Raw genomic sequence first — 15,930 nt, 5'->3', positions numbered from 1 at the left:
CCAATCTTTCTCACAAGGAAGTCCAAAATGCATCTACTTTTAGCTATCTTGCTCACGCCCCTGTTACTCGCTGGGTGCGCCCGTATCCCCTACGAAAAGCCCGAAGATCGTGCGGCCATCCAGAAAGACCTGGCGTTGAAGCCAGAAGATGTTGTCACTATGACTCAGGTGTTATGGTGCGCTCACCCCTACGGTGACATGATCCCCTGTCAGTTGCAGGATGCATTAGCGGTACAAACTCGCACAAGGCTGATTCTTGCCAGCTACGGTAATAAGCACTACAAGGCCATCTTGCAGCTCCAAGCAGGCGAAGTGATGTGCGCGCACGCACAGGCATCAGTCAATACAGCGCCGAACTACTACATATTCACCGAAGCCTACGCTCTTCAAATACGGCCGGTTAATTCCGACGAAAAGCCAGACTTAGCGAAGAAGAAAATCATGTTGGATGCAATAACTAAGGGCAAAAAAATCTTTGTTGGTACTCAAGGTGAATTCGTAAAGGACACCGGGCGATATAATTATGTTGGAGGTTTTATTGCTAACACCAAAATTCCCTATTCGACAACAACGAAGATATTCCAATTAGTTAATCCTTGTGGGGAGCAGGAATAAAAGATTGGATTTCCATAGCGTCTTTCCAAATTGTTTGAGTACCATCGCGCCTAGTGCCAGGATCAGAAGATGCGTTAGTCGAACATTTACGACTCGGTAAATGTGAAGGGCTGCAAATGTGATGCGAACCTAGGCTGAGTCATCTCAGCCCGAAAAGCCACCAAACTGGAGGTCCGACGCCATGTCGAAAGCATCGAAAACTGACTGGGAGCAGCTCGCCAGCATGCCTGATCATGAAATCGATACCCACGAAATCCCGGAACTCGGCGACGATTTCTTCAATCGTGCGGAGCTGCGCGTCCCCGTGAAAAAAACAGTGACGATCCGCTTGGATGAAGACGTGCTGGAGTGATTCGAAGGCCAGGGCACGGGCTATCAGACGCGCATCAATCAGCTGCTCCGCCGATATATGCAAGCCCAACAGGATCAACCGCCAAGGCAGTAAGGATGACTTGCACCGCTCACCACGTGTCGCTTGTCAGGCTCCGTACGAAACCCCTACAACCTGCCTCATCACTCCGTGGGCCTAGAGCTTTAGCAAACGCCTCCGCCATCGACACAAGCACTCAGTGATGGCGGAGGGTGCAGTCTGCTGTTTGCCGACAGAGCTGCGATTCCCACATTTCGCTCAAGTGCCCCCTCCGCATCGTAGATTACCCCCGCCAACATCCCACCACCCCCTATCCACTCAACCCCCGCTCCAGGTCAATTTTTCCCACCGACACCTCCCGTACCCTGTCCCCCTTCATCGACACGGACAGCAGGCAACCCTTCATGGACCGAACCCTAGACATCCAACCCCTCCCACCCGAACAAATCCCCCTCCACATCAACGGCACCCCCGTCACCGCCGCCCCCGGCGAAACCGTCCTCAGCGTCCTCAACGCCGTAGGCCTGCGCCAACTCGCGCGCAATGACCATGGGCAGGTCAGCGGTGCCTTCTGTGGCATGGGCGTCTGCCACTGTTGCCTTGTCGCCATCGACGGCCGCCCCAAGCGCCGCGCGTGCCAGACCCTGGTGCGTGCCGGCATGCGCGTGGAGACCCAGGTCAACGCAGTCGTCGGCGAGGTGCGGTCATGAGCGTGCGTCCGGTGATCGTCGGCGGTGGCTCGGCGGGGATGGCGGCGGCCATCGAGTTGGCGGGGGAGGGGGTGGGGTGCGTGCTCATCGACGAAGCGTCGCGCCCGGGTGGCGTGGTGTATCGCGGGCCGCTGCGGGCCGGGGTCGATCTGGGGTATCTGGGGGCGCGCTACAGCAAGGCGTTGAGCGCGCTGCATGCGCAGTTCGCGGCCTGCGCCGAGCACGTCGACTTGCGGTTGAACAGCCGGGTGGTCGGCGGCGACGAGCACAGCCTGATGGTGCTCGACGAACACGAGCGCTTGCAGCCGGTGGCCTACGAACAATTGGTGTTGGCTGCGGGCTGCCATGAGCGCAACGTGCCGTTTCCGGGCTGGACCTTGCCGGGGGTGATCCTGCTCGGTGGCTTGCAGTTGCAGATCAAGAGCAACGTGGCCAAGCCGCTGGGCAGCACCTTGATCGCCGGCACCGGGCCGTTGCTGCCGCTGGTGGCCTGCCAGCTACATGCGGCCGGGGCGAAGGTGGCGGGGGTGTACGAGGCATGCGCCTTCAACCGCATCGCGCGGGAAAGCCTGGCGCTGATGAACAAACCGCAACTGTTCCTCGATGGCCTGAGCATGCTGGCCTACTTGAAGCTGCACGGCATCCCCATGCACTACGGCTGGGGCGTGATCGAGGCGCGGGGCGAGGGCGAGTTGAGCGAAGTGAGTGTGGCGCCCTACGACCAGGCCTGGAAAGCCGACCTTAGCCGGGTGCAGCGCGAGTCGGTGCAAACCCTGGCGGTGGGCTACGGCTTCATCCCGCGCACGCAGCTCAGCCAGCAGTTGGGCCTGGCCCATGGCTTCAGCGCCGACGGTTATCTGCGCGCCGAGTGCAACGTTTGGCAGCAGAGCAGCCTGCCGCACATCCATCTGGCCGGCGACATGGCCGGCATCCGTGGCGGCGAGGCGGCCATGCTCACCGGGCGCCTGGCAGCGGTGTCGATCCTGCAGCAGCGCGGTGTGCTCGACGCCGCACAGGCCATCGAACGGCGCGAGCGCTACCTGGGGCAACTGGCGGGCATCAAGCGCTTCCGCTCCGGGGTCGAGCGCTACACCGCGCGCGGGCCTGCGCAGATCGAGCTGCCGCAGGCCGACACGGTGATCTGCCGCTGCGAGCAGGTTACCCGCAGCGCCATCGATCTCGCGCTCGAACAGGGTGTGCAGGACATGGCCGGGCTGAAGATGCGTACCCGGGTGAGCATGGGCGATTGTCAGGGGCGCATGTGCGTGGGCTATTGCAGCGACCGCCTGCGCGCCGCCACCGGGCGCGCCGACGTGGGCTGGCTGCGGCCGCGCTTTCCGGTCGATCCGGTACCGTTTTCGGCATTCAAAGACCTGGGCACGGAGGCCTGACATGAACAAGACCTACGACATCGTGATCGCCGGCGCCGGGGTGATCGGCGCCTCGTGCGCCTACCAACTGTCCAAGCGCGGCAACCTGCGCATCGCCCTGATCGATGACAAGCGCCCGGGCAACGCCACCCGCGCCTCGGCCGGCGGGCTGTGGGCCATCGGCGAATCGGTGGGCCTGGGCTGCGGGGTGATCTTCTTCCGCATGCTCTCGTCCCAGGCCAAGCGCCAGGCCCACGGTGCGGCGGTGGCGGTGGATTCGAGCACGCCGCATATCCTGCCGCCATGTTTCTTTGACCTGGCGTTGCAGTCCAACGCCCTGTACCCGCACCTGCACCAGGAGCTGATCGAGCGCCACGGCATGGACTTCAAGTTCGAGCGCACGGGCCTCAAGTATGTGATCCAGGACGACGAAGACCAGCTCTACGCCGAGCACATCGTCAAGCACATCCCGCACCTGCAAGACCAGATCCGCTGGCTCGACCGCAAGGACCTGCGCGACAGCGAGCCTGCGGTCACCGAGCAGGCCAAGGGTGCGCTGGAGTTCCTCTGCGACCACCAGCTCAGCCCATTCCGCCTGGGTGATGCGTACATGGAAGCGGCGCGGCAGAACGGCGTCGACCTGTACCTCAACACCCGCGTCACCGATGTACTGCACCACAACGGGCGCATCAAGGGCGTGCGCACCGAGCAGGCCGGGGACTTCCACTGCGACACCTTGATCAACGCCGCCGGCGCCTGGGCCGCCGAGCTCAGCGAGTGGGCCACCGGCACGTCCATTCCGGTCAAGCCGGTCAAGGGCCAGATCGTGCTCACCGAGCGCCTGCCCAAGCTACTGGACGGCTGCATCACCACCAGCGATTGCTACATGGCGCAGAAGGACAACGGCGAGATCCTCATCGGCAGCACCACCGAAGAGAAGGGCTTCGACGTCACCACCACCTTCCCAGAGATCAGCAGCCTGGTGCAGGGTGCCATCCGCTGTGTGCCGGCGCTGGAGCAGGTCAACCTCAAGCGCACCTGGGCCGGCCTGCGGCCCGGTTCGCCGGACGAGCTGCCCATCCTCGGCCCGGTGGACGACATGCCGGGGTACTACAACGCCTGTGGGCATTTCCGTACCGGCATGCTGACCTCGGCGATCACCGGGGTGATGCTGGACAAGGCCCTGCATAGCGAAACCTTGCCGCTGGACATCACACCGTTCCTGGCACGGCGCTTCGCCAAGGCGGCCACCCCGGCTTGAGTGGTCGTTCGGGAAAGTCCGCACCAATGAACTAACCTCAATCCCCTGGGCGTCCCATTGGCAGGGACGCCCGTTCATCCATGGGGAGGGGAGATTCATGTTCGGGCAACTTCCACCTGCGCTGCAAAACCTGCACTTGCCGCTGCGCCTGAAACTATGGGACGGCCATCTTTTCGATCTGGGCCCTGACCCTCAGGTGACTTTGCTGGTCAAGGAACCGCAGTTCATCGGGCTGCTCACCCATCCCAACCTGGATACCCTGGGCGCCGCCTTCGTCGACGGCAAGCTGGAGCTGGAGGGCGATATCGGTGAGGCGGTACGTGTGTGCGACGAACTGAGCGAAGCCTTCCTGAAGGACGGCGACGAGCCGCTGCCGGTGCGCGCCGCCCACGACAAGCAGACCGACGCAGCGTCTATCGCCTACCACTACGACGTCTCCAACGCCTTCTACCAGCTGTGGCTGGACCGCGACATGGTCTACTCCTGCGCGTACTTCCGCGAACCGGACGACACCCTAGACGAAGCGCAGCAACACAAGTTCGACCACCTGTGTCGCAAGCTGCGCTTGCAAGCGGGCGACTACCTGCTGGATGTCGGCTGCGGTTGGGGTGGCTTGGCGCGTTTCGCGGCGCGCGAATACGGCGCGCGGGTGTTCGGCATCACCCTGAGCAAGGAGCAGTTGGCGCTGGCGCGGGAACGGGTGGAGGAGGAGGGGTTGGCGGCCCAGGTCGAGCTGCAACTGCTCGACTACCGCGAGCTGCCCCAGGACGGCCGCTTCGACAAGGTGGTCAGCGTCGGCATGTTCGAGCACGTTGGCCACGCCAATCTGGCGCTGTACTGCAAAACCTTGTTCGGCGCGGTGCGCGAGGGCGGCCTGGTGATGAACCATGGCATCACCGCCAAGTGCGTGGACGGCCGGCCGGTGGGCAAGGGCGCGGGCGCCTTCATCAACCGCTACGTGTTCCCCAACGGCGAGCTGCCGCACCTGTGCATGGTCAGCCAGGCTTGTGGCGAGGCGGGTTTGGAAGTGGTCGATGTGGAAAGCCTACGTCTGCACTACGCACGCACCTTGAGCCTGTGGAGCCAGAACTTGGAGAATCAGTTGCACCGCGCCGCAGCCCTGGTGCCCGAACAGACGTTGCGCATCTGGCGCCTGTACCTGGCCGGTTGCGCCCACGCCTTCGCCCGTGGCTGGATCAACCTGCACCAGGTGCTGGCCGTGAAACCCCATGCCGATGGCCACCACGACCTGCCCTGGACCCGCGACGACTTGTACCGCTAGAGCTAGAGGATCGGCGAGATCAGCCGCGCGATGCGCATGCCCAACTGGTCGAGGCGGTGCGTGTTGCGGCGCTCCTGCGGGCTGATCTCCTGGGAGTGTTCGAAATCTTCCAGCAGCATTTGCTCCACCTCGTCGGCGAAGGCGCGGTCGATGGTCAGCAGCATGATTTCGAAATTCAGGCGGAAGGAGCGGTTGTCGAGGTTGGCGCTGCCGATGGCGCTGATCTCGTCGTCGACCAGCACCACTTTCTGGTGCACGAAACCCGGTTGGTAGCGGAAGACGCGCACGCCGGCACGCACGGCTTCGAGGGCATACAGCGTGGTGGCGGCGTAGACGATGCGGTGGTCGGGGCGCGCCGGGATCAGGATGCGCACGTCCACCCCGCGCAGTACCGCCAGACGCAGGGCGGCGGAAATGCCTTCGTCGGGAATGAAGTAGGGGCTGGTGATCCACACCCGTTTGGTCGCCGAGTGGATGGCTTCCAGGAAGAACAGCGCGCAGGTTTCCTGGGAATCGGCCGGTCCGCTGGCCAGAACCTGGCACAGCACGCCATCGTCGGTGTAGCTGTCTTGCAGGATCAGCGGCGGCAGACGGCGGGTGGCCCAGTACCAGTCTTCGGCGAACGATTCCTGCAAACAGGCCAACACCGGGCCGGTCACCTGCACGTGGGTGTCGCGCCACGGCGACAGCTTCGGGTTACCGCCCAGGTACTCGTCGCCCACATTGTGCCCGCCGACGAAACCGACCTTGCCGTCGACCACGACGATCTTGCGGTGGTTGCGGAAGTTGACCTGGAAGCGGTTGAACCAGCCGCGGCGGGTGGCGAAGGAGGCGACTTCCACGCCACCGTCGCGCAAGGTCTGGTCGTAGCGACCGGGCAGGGCGTGGCTGCCGACCTGGTCGTAGAGCACGAAGATGCGCACGCCCTCGGCCGCTTTCTTCAGCAGCAGTTGCTGCAATTCCTTGCCGATGATGTCGTTGTGGATGATGAAGAACTGCACCAGCACCGTGTCGCGGGCGCTCTCGATGGCCTCGAAGATGGCTTCGAAGGTGGCCTTGCCGTTCACCAGCAGCGCGATCTGGTTGTTGGCCAGGCACGGCATGCGGCTGAGGCGCGGCATGGCGCGCAGGGCGCGGTAGCTGTCCGATTCGCGCGCCGCCAGTGCCTCTTCCACCCAGGGCCGCCAGTCGAGGTCGGCCATGGCGGCGTGCAGTTCCTGGTTGGCCTGGCGCCGTGCCTTGACGTAGGCCGGGAACGAGCGCGCGCCGAAGATCAGGTAGGGGATGAGCGTGAAGTAGGGAATGAACAGCAACGACATGGCCCAAGCGATCGCGCCCTGGGCGGTACGTACGGTGAACAAGGCGTGCAGCGCGGCGGCGGTGCCGCAGAGGTGGACGAAGCCGAGCAGATAGCCGAAGAAGTAGGGGCTGTGGTAATCCATGTAGGGCCTGCGATCCGTGGGCAATGATCTACAGACCACGAACCCGGGATGGCGTGCAACCCGCGCGGCGAAACGGCGTCTAAGCCTGGGTCCGGCTTGGGGCCGGCACTTTCAAGGAGCATCCACCATGAACATGCGTCTGCCACTGCTTGCCCTGGCCTTGGGCCTTTCCTCACCTGCGTTGCAGGCCCAGATGCTGCAGCCAGGCCTGTGGGAGCTGACCACCAGCGACATGCAGGTCGACGGCAAACAGCTGCCCGACATGGACTTCATGCTCGGCCAGCTGAAGAACCTGCCACCCGAACAACGGGCGATGATGGAGGGCATGCTGGCCAAGCAGGGCGTCACGATCGCTGGCAAGGGCGTGCGCTCGTGCCTGACCCAGCAACAGGTCAACACCAACGACATCCCGCTGCAAGATCCGCAGTCCGGCTGCACGCAGAAGATCACCGAGCGTCAAGGCAACGTGTGGAAGTTCCAGTTCACCTGCCCGCGTGCGCAAGGTGCGGACACGGCGACCTTCCTCAGCGACCGCGAATTCATCACTCAAGTGAGCGGTACGTTCAACGCATCGGGCGTGCAGCAGAAAGGCAGCATGAACACCCGCGCTGCGTGGCAGGGCAGCGACTGCGGCAACATCCGTCCACGTACCTGACCTACCAACGCCATTGGCTCTCCGCCACCGCATCGTGGGCATGCAGGCTTTCTGCATGTTCCACGCGCAGGTGAAACGCTTGCAGCGTTCGTTCACCTGACAGCGCTTTATGCAGCCGGCGCGCTGCATCCTCACAAAACATCGGATTTTGCCCGTTGGCCAGAGCGAACGCCTGTTCGTCTGCACGCTTCACAGCGGTCTGTACGGCCGTGCCCAATGCCTGCTCCAAGGTGTCGATCAGCCGCACTGTCGGTGGCGATACGGCCGCTTCGATCATTCGAACCTTGACGATCGCCCGGCTGCGCTGGCTGTGGGGCGTGGCGACGATGCCTTCGCTGGTGCCCAGCCAGTCCACGATGGCGGAATGGGACAAGTGATCGCTGGTCCCGAACCGCGCAACGAAACGGTCTTGAATCAGTTGTCGCGCCAATGCTGCCGAGCACGGGCAGGTCGAGGAATAGACGATTTCCACAGTGTGTTCCACGTGGAACATTCCATCGACGAGGCGTGCATCGATTTCGATTGGGTAGTGTTTCCAGCCAGCCAAAGGGCTGATCAGGGCGGGGCGCTTGAGCATGAGATCGAAACGCAGCCGTACATAAGCGGCCTTCGATAGCCCTTCATGGCTGTGAAGAAAGGTCCGCAGAAGGCTGTGCAGCTGATTAGTCGTGAGTTCGGTAGCTTCCAGCGTTTCCAGTGCCAGGTACAGGCGAGACATATGGATGCCGCGCGCGTGCGCATCGTCAAGGCTGACGCCGACATCGGCCGTGGCGTTCAAGCGTTGGTTCTGGAACTGAATTGGCAAAGCGATTCCGCACATGCCTACCCAGCTCAGTGCTGTGGCGGCAGGGGTAGTTTGGGCGGCAACGTCGGGGAGCACAAGGCTGGTCATGGGAGCACCTGCTACGAAAAGGAAATCAACGGCAGCCGCCGATCAAGCTGCAATGCAGATTGAAACGTTGCCCGCTGGAGCTTGAAACGCGGCTGATGGACGTCCAGCCGACGCGCCGGCTGTAGCCCACCCAGGCCTCGCCGTTGGAGGCCAGGCCGGTGAAGAACGTCAGAGGGCCGTGGCGCTCGTTGGTTTGCGACCACAAGCGTTTGCCCGCTGCGTCGTAGCCGCGCAAGTACAGCGTGGTGCCGACGCTGCGCACGCTGTAATAGTTGCCGCGGCCATCCTTGCAGGCCACCAGCGTCGCGGAACGGGTGCACAACGGCAGATCGGCGTGGGGCAAGGCGTGGGCCGACGGACACAGCGATACCAGCAGCAGCGGTATGAGCAAGGAGCGGAGGATCATTTCGACACCAAGGGATCGATCGGACAGAAACGGCTTTGCGCCATTGTATTGTTATAATATAACGTATTACAAACGCATCGTTCGAATGCGCCTGTCGATGAGGCCCAAGCATGTCCAACCGTCTACCCGTCACCGTACTGTCCGGCTTTCTCGGCGCCGGCAAAAGCACGCTGCTTACCCATGTACTGCGCAATCGCGAGCAATTGCGCGTAGCCGTGATCGTCAACGACATGAGCGAAATCAACATCGACGCCAGCGACGTGCAGCGCAACGTCAGCCTCAACCGCGCCGAAGAGAAGCTGGTGGAGATGAGCAACGGCTGCATCTGCTGCACCTTGCGCGAAGACCTGCTCGAAGAGGTGGCCCGCTTGGCCCAGGAGGGACGCTTCGATTACCTGCTGATCGAATCCACCGGCATCTCCGAGCCGCTGCCGGTGGCCGAGACCTTTACCTTTCGCGACGAACAGGGCCGTAGCCTGTCGGACCTCGCCCGGCTCGACACCATGGTCACCGTGGTCGATGCGCTCAACTTCATGGCCGACTACCAAGGCGCCGAGGCCCTGGCCAGCCGTGGCGAGACCTTGGGCGAAGACGACGAGCGCTCCATCAGCGACCTGCTGATCGAGCAGGTGGAGTTCGCCGACGTGATCCTGTTGAGCAAGATCGACTTGGTCAGCCAGCACGAGCGCGAAGAACTCACCGCCATCGTGCAGCGCCTCAATCCGCGCGCGCAGGTGCTGCCCATGGTCATGGGCCAGGTGCCGCTGACGCGGATACTCGACACCGGGTTGTTCGACTTCGAGCAGGCCTCGCAGGCGCCGGGTTGGCTGCAGGAGCTGCGCGGCGAACATGTGCCTGAGACCGAGGCTTACGGCATCGCCGCCACCACTTGGCAGGCCCGCCGCCCCTTTCACCCGCAGCGCTTCTATGACTTCATCCACCAGCCGTGGCAGAACGGTCGACTGCTGCGCTCCAAAGGTTTCTTCTGGCTGGCCAGCAAGTACCAGGAAGCCGGCAGCTGGTCGCAGGCCGGCGGCATGATGCGTCACGGTCTGGCCGGGCGCTGGTGGCGTTTCGTGCCACGCACGCAATGGCCGCAGGACCGCGACGAGGCCGCCGAGATCTTCAAGCACTGGACGCCCGACGTGGGCGATTGCCGTCAGGAACTGGTGTTCATCGGCCAGGGCATCGACTTCGAACGGTTGTCCACCGACCTGGAGGCCTGCCTGTTGAGCGAAAGCGAAATGGCGGCCGGCCCCATGGCCTGGCTGCGCCTGGACGATCCTTTCGGGCCGTGGACCGAGGAGGCGGCCGCATGATCGCCCAAACGCGTCAACGCGATGTCTACCAAGTGTTCGACCGCTCGCCGCAGGTGCTGGCCGAGATTTTGCGCGACGAGGTCAACCTTGCGGTCTGGCAGCGGCAGTTGCCGCCCCAGGTGGAAGACTTCGCCGCCGTGGTGATCGGCTTGGAGCGGCCACTGTTCGACGAGCGCGTCATCGAGGTCGACGAACAGCGCACGCCCGTGCTGTCGGGGCTGCTCGCAGGCGCTGCCGATGTGCATGGCTACGAAGCCTTCGTCGCCGACGTCACCTGGTTGGTGGCGGCCTATACCTGTCTGCTCGGTGCGCGGCGGGTGGGGGTGCGCTTGAAGGTGCTGGAAGGTGCCATGTGTCCGCGCCTCCACGTCGACCATGTGCCCTTGCGATTGCTGAGCACCTATGTGGGTGCGGGCAGCGAATGGTTGCCGGAGGGATACCTGGACCGTACGCGTTTACAGACCTGCCCAGCCCCTGTGGATAAGATTCAGAGGCTGTGTACGGGCGATGTAGCCATCCTCAAAGGCGAAAAATTCCAGGGAAATGAAGGGCATGGAATTATCCACAGGTCGCCTGAGACCCCTGTGGGTGAACGCCGTCTGCTGCTGAGTCTTGACTGGCTGGCATGATCCGCCATAGTTGGGGATAACTTTATCCACGGCTGCGACCATGCTCCAGAACATTCCTACCCACCTCATCGCCGGCCCTTTGGGCGCCGGCAAGACCAGCGTGCTGCGCTGCCTGCTGGCACAGCGCCCGGCGCAAGAGCGCTGGGCGGTGTTGATCAACGAATTCGGCCAAGTGGGGCTGGACGCCGCCTTGCTCAGCCGCGACGAGCCAGGGCTGCAAATCGCGGAAGTGGCGGGCGGATGCTTGTGCTGCGTCAATGGTGTGCCGTTTCAGGTGGGTTTGGGGCGGCTTCTGAGGCGCATCAAGCCACACCGGCTGTTCATCGAGCCCTCCGGCCTTGGCCATCCCCTGCAATTGCTGGAACAGCTGAAGCAGGCGCCTTGGCGCGGCGTTTTGGCGGTTCAGCCGATGGTCATGGTGCTGGATGCGCAGGCATTGGCACGGGGCGAACCCTTGCCGGAGGTCCACGCGCAGGCATTGGACGAGGCCGGTTTGTTAGTTATCAACAAGTCAGGGGCTGTGGGTCATTCCGAGCGGCTGTTGATAACCGCTAAGCTGCCCGAAATAGAGAGGCTGTGGACAAATCATGGGGAAATGGTTTTCCACAACCTGCCCTTTGCAGAATCGATTCATCCTGCTGCGAATCTGGCATCCTTCGAAGGTGTGGACAACGCTCCGATCGTAGGGACGCTATGGAAAGATATCCACAGCCCCATCGTGCAGACTGCCGGGGGCGAGGGCGGTTGGAGCGTAGGCTGGCGCTGGCACCCGAGCCGGCAGTTTTCCAGCGCGCGCATTCGAACCGTGCTGGAGCGACAGCCTTGGAAGCGCGCCAAAGGCGTTATCCACAGCGAGGCCGGATGGGTGTCCTGCAATGGGCGTGCGCCCGACCCTGTCGACTGGCAAGCCAGCGCTTGGCGCAACGATACCCGCCTCGAGCTGATTTTCGATCAGCCCCAAGCAGTCGAATGTCTGACCCGGGCCTTTACCGCTTGCCTGCTGACGTAACTTTCAGGGATGCCAACGATCGTGCTGGCGACGCCATTGCTGCATCTCCACGACGTTGTCGGCCTTGGGTACGCTGGTAGGCGGCGTCTGGACTTCGAAGGGGTAGGGCGCCAGCTCGATCTGCATCGTGTGGGCACCGAACTGCGTGACCACCCCTGGATGGCGCTGTTCGCCGGTCACGGTGAACTCGAAGTTGTAGATGCGCGCCAGGCGTTTCCTGCCCTTGGCGTCGCGGGCGAAACCGATACGTTTGAGCGCCACGGCATCGTCGAGCAGTTCCAGGTCGAGCTTGGCGCAATGCTGCTTGACCCGTTCCAGCGCTTTTTCCCGCAGCCCGTGGTTGTGCCAGATCCACGCGCCGGCGCTGGCCAGCAGCATCAGGACGAAAAGGTTTTCCAGGGTCAACATGGGCTTGGCTCCAAACGGGACGGCGCAGCTTAACTGCGTCGCCGGCCTGTCGTACAGGTGGTCTTGGGGTTCATACTGCGCGGCGCGAATCCTCACCGTTTTGGAAATCCCCGCATGAAACGTACACCGCATCTGCTCGCCATCCAGTCCCACCTCGTGTTCGGCCACGCCGGCAACAGCGCGGCAGTGTTCCCGATGCAGCGCCTTGGGGTGAACGTCTGGCCGCTCAACACCGTGCAGTTCTCCAACCACACGCAGTATGGCCAGTGGGCCGGAGAAGTGCTGGCGCCGGCGCAGATTCCGGCGCTGGTGGAAGGCATCAGCGCCATCGGCGAGCTGGGCGAGTGCGACGCGGTGCTGTCGGGCTACCTGGGCAGCGCCGAGCAGGGCCGGGCGATCCTGGCCGGGGTCGAGCGCATCAAGACCAGCAACCCCAAGGCGCTGTACTTGTGCGATCCGGTCATGGGCCATGCGGAGAAGGGCTGCAGCGTACCGGCGGCGGTCAGCGACTTCCTGCTGGAGCATGCCTTGGCCAAGGCCGACATCCTGTGCCCCAACCAACTGGAACTGGACACCTTCTGTGGCCGCCGCGCGCGCTCCCTGGAAGACTGCGTCGACATGGCCCGCAGCCTGCTGGCGCGTGGCCCCCAAGTGGTGCTGGTCAAGCATCTGGCCTACCCGGGGCGCGCCGACGATGCCTTCGAGATGCTGCTGGTGACCGCCGAGCACACCTGGCACCTGCGTCGGCCGCTGCTGGCCTTCCCGCGCCAGCCGGTGGGCGTGGGCGACCTGACGTCGGGCCTGTTCATGGCCCGCGTGCTGCTCGGCGACTCCTGGCTGCAGGCTTTCGAGTTCGCTGCTTCGGCCGTGCACGAAGTGCTCTTGGAAACCCAGGCCTGCGCCAGCTACGAGCTGCAACTGGTACGCGCCCAGGACCGCATCGCCCACCCACGAGTACGCTTCGAGGCCACGCCGCTGACGGTTTAAACGCCGTCGGTTTTCAGGTCTTTGTAGCGCTGCTCCAGTTCCTGGCGGATCTGCCGGCGCTGCTGGCCTTGCAGGAAACGCCGTTTGCTTTCGCTGTCCTGCGGCTGGCGGGGCGGCACTGGCACCGGGCGGCGCTGGTCGTCGACCGCGACCATGGTGAAGAAGCAGCTGTTGGAGTGGCGCACCGAGCGCTGGCGGATGTTCTCGGTCACTACCTTGATCCCCACTTCCATGGACGTGTTGCCGGTGTAGTTGACCGAGGCCAGGAAGGTCACCAGCTCACCGACGTGCACCGGCTCGCGGAAGATCACCTGGTCCACCGACAAGGTCACCACATAGCTGCCGGCATAGCGGCTGGCGCAGGCGTAGGCCACTTCGTCGAGATACTTGAGCAGCGTGCCGCCGTGGACGTTGCCGGAGAAGTTGGCCATGTCCGGTGTCATCAGGACGGTCATCGTCAACTGGGCGTTTCCAGGTTCCATAAGCGGCTCTTGAGGGGGTTGCGTGGATCGGGGGGGTGTAGTCGAAGGCACAGGCTTCCCCTTCATCGTGTGGGTTCTGATACCGGACGCTAGGCGTCACGGGCGCGTCACGCCCGGCCGTTCGAAGGGCCTGGGGCAAGCGATCTGTTTCGGCATATTGCACCGGCCGTTCGCGGCAGGGTGCGATGTTACCCTGACTGCGCCCATGCAACATGGGCTTACCATTCCCAGAACATTTTGTACTCGGCACCGCCCATGGCCTGGGCAGCGCCGGGACTGGCTTCGTGCATCGAACAAGGAGAACCACGCCATGCATGCCATCAGCTTCATCCAGGATCTGGCGGTGATCATGCTGGTCGCCGGGGTGGTGACGATTCTGTTCCACCGGCTCAAGCAACCGGTGGTGCTCGGCTACATCGTAGCCGGCTTCATCATCGGCCCGCACACCCCGCCTTTCGGCCTGATCCACGACGAAGACACCATCAAGATCCTGGCCGAGCTGGGGGTGATCTTCCTGATGTTCTGCTTAGGGCTCGAGTTCAGCCTGCGCAAGCTGTTCAAGGTGGGCGCCACGGCGTTCATCGCAGCGTTTCTGGAAATCGTCCTGATGATCTGGATCGGTTTCGAGATCGGCCGCTGGTTCGGCTGGAGCACCATGGATTCGCTGTTCCTCGGCGCCATCCTGGCGATTTCCTCGACCACCATCATCGTCAAGGCGCTCAACGACCTGAAGATGAAGAACGAGCGCTTCGCGCAGTTGATCTTCGGCGTGCTGATCGTCGAAGACATCCTCGGCATCGGCATCATCGCCTTGCTGTCGGGCATCGCCGTCAGCGGCACGGTCAGTTCGGGCGAGGTGTTCTCCACGGTCGGCAAGCTGTCGCTATTCATGGTCGTGGCGCTGGTCATCGGCATCCTGCTGGTGCCGCGCCTGCTGGCCTACGTGGCCAAGTTCGAAAGCAACGAAATGCTGCTGATCACTGTGCTGGGCCTGTGCTTCGGCTTCTGCCTGCTGGTGGTCAAGCTCGAATACAGCATGGTGCTGGGCGCCTTCCTGATCGGCGCGATCATGGCCGAGTCGCGTCAGTTGCTGAAGATCGAACGGCTGATCGAGCCGGTGCGCGACCTGTTCAGCGCGATCTTCTTCGTCGCCATCGGCCTGATGATCGACCCGCAGGTGCTGGTCGACTACGCCTGGCCGATCGTGGTCATCACCTGTGCGGTGGTGCTGGGCAAGATGCTGTCGTGCGGCATGGGCGCGTTCATCGCCGGCAACGATGGCCGCACCTCGCTGCGGGTGGGCATGGGCCTGTCTCAGATCGGCGAGTTTTCCTTCATCATCGCGGCGCTGGGCATGACGCTCCAGGTAACCAGCGACTTCCTCTACCCAGTGGCCGTAGCGGTGTCGGCCATCACCACCTTGCTCACGCCCTACCTGATCCGCGCCGCTGACCCCTTATCGCTGAAGCTGGGCAGGGTGATGCCCAAGCGTCTCGGCCGGGTGCTGTCGCTGTATGGCGAGTGGCTGCGCAGCATCCAGCCGCAGGGTGAAGGTGCGATGCTGGCGGCGATGATCCGGCGCATCCTGTTGCAGGTGGGGGTGAACCTGGCGTTGGTGATCGCCATCTTCTTCAGCGGCGGCTACTTCGCCAACCGCCTGGGCCTGTGGTTGAGCCAGTGGGTGATCGATGTCGGGCAGCAGAAGGGGCTGATCTGGGGTGCGGCGCTGTTGCTGTCGCTGCCGTTCCTGATCGCCGCGTACCGCAAGCTCAAGGCGCTGTCGATGCTGCTGGCGGAGATGGGCGTCACGCCCGACATGGCGGGGCGGCATACCCAGCGGGTACGGCGGGTCGTCGCCGAGGTCATTCCGCTGCTGTCGTTGCTGGTGATCTTCTTCCTGCTGTCGGCGCTGTCGGCCAGCATTCTGCCGACCAACGAGCTGTTGCTGATCATCGCCGTGGTGGCGGCCGTGGTGGTGGCGGTGCTGTGGCGCTGGTTCATCCGCGTGCACACGCGCATGCAGATCGCCTTATTGGAGACGCTGGAGAACAACCGCGACCAGTCCCATTCCTGAGATGCACGAAGGCCCCGAA

The 15,930-nt window shown here is 63.3% G+C and carries 16 protein-coding genes and 1 pseudogene; 12 read left to right on the top strand and 5 right to left on the bottom strand.

From position 1 onward, the window contains the following. Positions 1-27: 27 nt before the first annotated feature. The 6 genes and pseudogenes from ACSMEV_RS03635 (at position 28) to cfaB (ending at position 5,608) form a co-directional block, all read left to right on the top strand. Positions 28-615 carry a hypothetical protein gene (locus ACSMEV_RS03635; RefSeq protein ID WP_459207292.1) on the top strand — a complete coding sequence of 196 codons (588 nt, stop codon included), beginning with the start codon at positions 28-30 and terminating at the stop codon, positions 613-615. A gap of 181 nt (positions 616-796) precedes the next feature. Next, positions 797-1,060: pseudogene (locus ACSMEV_RS03630) on the top strand (BrnA antitoxin family protein). Between the two features lie 329 nt (positions 1,061-1,389). Next, positions 1,390-1,695, top strand: a complete 306-nt coding sequence (gene hcnA / locus ACSMEV_RS03625; RefSeq protein WP_296267034.1) for a cyanide-forming glycine dehydrogenase subunit HcnA — start codon at positions 1,390-1,392, stop codon at positions 1,693-1,695. Further along, a complete protein-coding gene (hcnB, locus tag ACSMEV_RS03620; protein WP_459207291.1) occupies positions 1,692-3,086 on the top strand; it encodes a cyanide-forming glycine dehydrogenase subunit HcnB in 1,395 nt (464 codons plus the stop codon). Before hcnA ends, hcnB begins: the two co-directional genes overlap by 4 nt. A gap of 1 nt (position 3,087) precedes the next feature. Then, positions 3,088-4,326 (top strand): cyanide-forming glycine dehydrogenase subunit HcnC, encoded by a 1,239-nt coding sequence (hcnC, locus tag ACSMEV_RS03615; RefSeq protein ID WP_459207290.1) that lies wholly within the window; start codon positions 3,088-3,090, stop codon positions 4,324-4,326. 97 nt (positions 4,327-4,423) lie between these two features. Next, on the top strand, positions 4,424-5,608 hold the full coding sequence (cfaB, locus tag ACSMEV_RS03610) for a C17 cyclopropane fatty acid synthase CfaB (RefSeq protein ID WP_459207289.1): 1,185 nt from the start codon (positions 4,424-4,426) through the stop codon (positions 5,606-5,608). A gap of 2 nt (positions 5,609-5,610) precedes the next feature. Here the strand turns inward: cfaB and cls are convergent, their stop codons facing one another. Further along, positions 5,611-7,050, bottom strand: a complete 1,440-nt coding sequence (gene cls / locus ACSMEV_RS03605; RefSeq protein ID WP_459207288.1) for a cardiolipin synthase — start codon at positions 7,048-7,050, stop codon at positions 5,611-5,613. A gap of 127 nt (positions 7,051-7,177) precedes the next feature. Between cls and ACSMEV_RS03600 the strand changes: the two genes are divergently transcribed. Then, entirely contained in the window at positions 7,178-7,705 is a 528-nt protein-coding gene (locus ACSMEV_RS03600; protein ID WP_459207287.1) for a DUF3617 domain-containing protein, read from the top strand. 1 nt (position 7,706) lies between these two features. Here the strand turns inward: ACSMEV_RS03600 and folE2 are convergent, their stop codons facing one another. Together folE2 and ACSMEV_RS03590 are read right to left on the bottom strand one after the other, a co-directional pair. Then, positions 7,707-8,597, bottom strand: a complete 891-nt coding sequence (gene folE2 / locus ACSMEV_RS03595; RefSeq protein ID WP_459207286.1) for a GTP cyclohydrolase FolE2 — start codon at positions 8,595-8,597, stop codon at positions 7,707-7,709. Between the two features lie 25 nt (positions 8,598-8,622). After that, on the bottom strand, positions 8,623-9,003 hold the full coding sequence (locus tag ACSMEV_RS03590; protein WP_459207285.1) for a glutamine synthetase: 381 nt from the start codon (positions 9,001-9,003) through the stop codon (positions 8,623-8,625). Positions 9,004-9,113: 110 nt separating this feature from the next. Between ACSMEV_RS03590 and zigA the strand changes: the two genes are divergently transcribed. The 3 genes from zigA to ACSMEV_RS03575 are packed head-to-tail and all read left to right on the top strand — an operon-like array spanning position 9,114 to position 11,960. Next, on the top strand, positions 9,114-10,322 hold the full coding sequence (gene zigA / locus ACSMEV_RS03585; protein WP_459207284.1) for a zinc metallochaperone GTPase ZigA: 1,209 nt from the start codon (positions 9,114-9,116) through the stop codon (positions 10,320-10,322). Next, the gene (locus tag ACSMEV_RS03580; RefSeq protein WP_459207283.1) at positions 10,319-10,951 is read left to right on the top strand and encodes a DUF1826 domain-containing protein; all 633 of its coding nucleotides are present in this window, start codon (positions 10,319-10,321) and stop codon (positions 10,949-10,951) included. The genes zigA and ACSMEV_RS03580 overlap by 4 nt, the downstream gene beginning before the upstream one ends. Before the next feature lie 40 nt (positions 10,952-10,991). Next, on the top strand, positions 10,992-11,960 hold the full coding sequence (locus tag ACSMEV_RS03575; protein WP_459207282.1) for a CobW family GTP-binding protein: 969 nt from the start codon (positions 10,992-10,994) through the stop codon (positions 11,958-11,960). Positions 11,961-11,963: 3 nt separating this feature from the next. Here ACSMEV_RS03575 and ACSMEV_RS03570 read toward each other — a convergent pair whose 3' ends face one another. Further along, positions 11,964-12,368: a DUF3301 domain-containing protein gene (locus tag ACSMEV_RS03570; RefSeq protein WP_459207281.1), complete on the bottom strand. Its 405-nt coding sequence runs from the start codon at positions 12,366-12,368 to the stop codon at positions 11,964-11,966. A 114-nt stretch (positions 12,369-12,482) separates the two neighbouring features. Here ACSMEV_RS03570 and pdxY point away from each other — a divergent pair, with 114 nt between their 5' ends. Then, positions 12,483-13,355, top strand: a complete 873-nt coding sequence (gene pdxY / locus ACSMEV_RS03565) for a pyridoxal kinase PdxY (protein ID WP_459207280.1) — start codon at positions 12,483-12,485, stop codon at positions 13,353-13,355. Here the strand turns inward: pdxY and ACSMEV_RS03560 are convergent. Next, positions 13,352-13,837 (bottom strand): acyl-CoA thioesterase, encoded by a 486-nt coding sequence (locus tag ACSMEV_RS03560; RefSeq protein ID WP_296267010.1) that lies wholly within the window; start codon positions 13,835-13,837, stop codon positions 13,352-13,354. The genes pdxY and ACSMEV_RS03560 overlap by 4 nt on opposite strands. A 310-nt stretch (positions 13,838-14,147) precedes the next feature. Between ACSMEV_RS03560 and ACSMEV_RS03555 the strand changes: the two genes are divergently transcribed. Beyond that, entirely contained in the window at positions 14,148-15,911 is a 1,764-nt protein-coding gene (locus tag ACSMEV_RS03555; protein WP_459207279.1) for a cation:proton antiporter, read from the top strand. Positions 15,912-15,930: the final 19 nt, after the last annotated feature.

This window comes from Pseudomonas sp. MLB6B (assembly GCF_054508135.1).
The sequence above is the reverse complement of the archived record's forward strand: the minus strand, read 5'-3'. Positions and strand labels throughout refer to the sequence as shown.

Coding starts and splice junctions, on each gene's coding strand:
- ACSMEV_RS03635 (WP_459207292.1), top strand. CDS start 28: ATGCATCTACTTTTAGCTATCTTGCTCACGCCCCTGTTACTCGCTGGG.
- hcnA (WP_296267034.1), top strand. CDS start 1,390: ATGGACCGAACCCTAGACATCCAACCCCTCCCACCCGAACAAATCCCC.
- hcnB (WP_459207291.1), top strand. CDS start 1,692: ATGAGCGTGCGTCCGGTGATCGTCGGCGGTGGCTCGGCGGGGATGGCG.
- hcnC (WP_459207290.1), top strand. CDS start 3,088: ATGAACAAGACCTACGACATCGTGATCGCCGGCGCCGGGGTGATCGGC.
- cfaB (WP_459207289.1), top strand. CDS start 4,424: ATGTTCGGGCAACTTCCACCTGCGCTGCAAAACCTGCACTTGCCGCTG.
- cls (WP_459207288.1), bottom strand. CDS start 7,050: ATGGATTACCACAGCCCCTACTTCTTCGGCTATCTGCTCGGCTTCGTC.
- ACSMEV_RS03600 (WP_459207287.1), top strand. CDS start 7,178: ATGAACATGCGTCTGCCACTGCTTGCCCTGGCCTTGGGCCTTTCCTCA.
- folE2 (WP_459207286.1), bottom strand. CDS start 8,597: ATGACCAGCCTTGTGCTCCCCGACGTTGCCGCCCAAACTACCCCTGCC.
- ACSMEV_RS03590 (WP_459207285.1), bottom strand. CDS start 9,003: ATGATCCTCCGCTCCTTGCTCATACCGCTGCTGCTGGTATCGCTGTGT.
- zigA (WP_459207284.1), top strand. CDS start 9,114: ATGTCCAACCGTCTACCCGTCACCGTACTGTCCGGCTTTCTCGGCGCC.
- ACSMEV_RS03580 (WP_459207283.1), top strand. CDS start 10,319: ATGATCGCCCAAACGCGTCAACGCGATGTCTACCAAGTGTTCGACCGC.
- ACSMEV_RS03575 (WP_459207282.1), top strand. CDS start 10,992: ATGCTCCAGAACATTCCTACCCACCTCATCGCCGGCCCTTTGGGCGCC.
- ACSMEV_RS03570 (WP_459207281.1), bottom strand. CDS start 12,368: ATGTTGACCCTGGAAAACCTTTTCGTCCTGATGCTGCTGGCCAGCGCC.
- pdxY (WP_459207280.1), top strand. CDS start 12,483: ATGAAACGTACACCGCATCTGCTCGCCATCCAGTCCCACCTCGTGTTC.
- ACSMEV_RS03560 (WP_296267010.1), bottom strand. CDS start 13,837: ATGGAACCTGGAAACGCCCAGTTGACGATGACCGTCCTGATGACACCG.
- ACSMEV_RS03555 (WP_459207279.1), top strand. CDS start 14,148: ATGCATGCCATCAGCTTCATCCAGGATCTGGCGGTGATCATGCTGGTC.